The sequence below is a fragment of the Veillonella sp. CAG:933 genome, assembly GCF_000431435.1.
Classification (GTDB): domain Bacteria; phylum Bacillota; class Negativicutes; order Veillonellales; family Veillonellaceae; genus Veillonella_A.
The window spans coordinates 1-1,022 of the sequence record NZ_HF986135.1; the positions used below are offsets into that span (position 1 = coordinate 1).

General features: G+C 36.4%; 1 protein-coding gene. It reads left to right on the forward strand.

All coding sequences use genetic code 11. The features are described 5' to 3' along the window. Window positions 1-30: 30 nt before the first annotated feature. Window positions 31-960 carry an IS3 family transposase gene (locus tag QZL64_RS01490; RefSeq protein WP_296309124.1) on the forward strand — a complete coding sequence of 310 codons (930 nt, stop codon included), beginning with the start codon at window positions 31-33 and terminating at the stop codon, window positions 958-960. The last annotated feature ends 62 nt before the right edge of the window (window positions 961-1,022 follow it).

Sequence of the window (1,022 nt, forward strand, 5' to 3'; positions counted from 1 at the left end):
GGCTGAAATGGAGGCATCTTTCTTAAAAAAATTAGACGAAATAGAGAGGAGGCGGGGCTAAGCCAAGTAAAATATTTTCATATTTATTTGGCGATAAAAGAAGAACACGAAGAGCATCACTATGCCATTTCAGCTTTATGTAAACTAGGTAACGTAACTAGAGCTGCTTATTACAAATGGTTACATAGACAAACGCCTATAAAAGAGCGAGAAAACATAATGATTGCGGAAAAGATAGAGGCCATTCACTCAGAAAGTCCCGATAAGGGATACCGTAGAATTCGAGATGACTTGGATCGCTACTATGACATACAGGTTAATGATAAGCGAGTACTACGAATTTGCCGGATACAAAATATTAAATCTACCATTAAGTATTGCAATAAGGGATGCACTCGACATGCGGCAAGACCACAATATGTAGCAGAAAACAATCTTAATAGAGACTTTACTGCTACAGCCCCTAATGAAAAATGGCTTACAGATGTTACTGAATTTAAATATTACTTGGGCAATGAAGTTCATAAAGTATACCTTAGTGCAATTCTTGATTTATATGATCGTAGAATTGTTTCATTTGCAATCCGAGACAGAAATGACAATATATTGGTATTTGATACCTTTACCCATGCCGTAACTTCTAATCCAGATGCACATCCATTATTCCATAGTGACAGAGGATACCAATATACTAGTCGAATGTTCCATGCAAAGTTAATTGCGGCAGGAATGAAGCATAGTATGTCTAGAGTAGGAAAATGTATTGATAATGGCCCTATGGAAGGGTTTTGGGGTATCTTAAAACGCGAACGATACTATGGGCGTCACTTCACAGATAAAGAGTCTTTGGTTAAAATGATTGAAAACTATATTGAATATTACAATACTAAACGATTACAAAGAAAGCTCGGTGTTTTAACACCTATGGAAAAACATGCTAAATATTGGTTAGCAGCATGAAAAAACTGCCACCGGAAACCGGTGGCAGATACAAAACTAATTTTATTTTTTCGAGTGTCTAC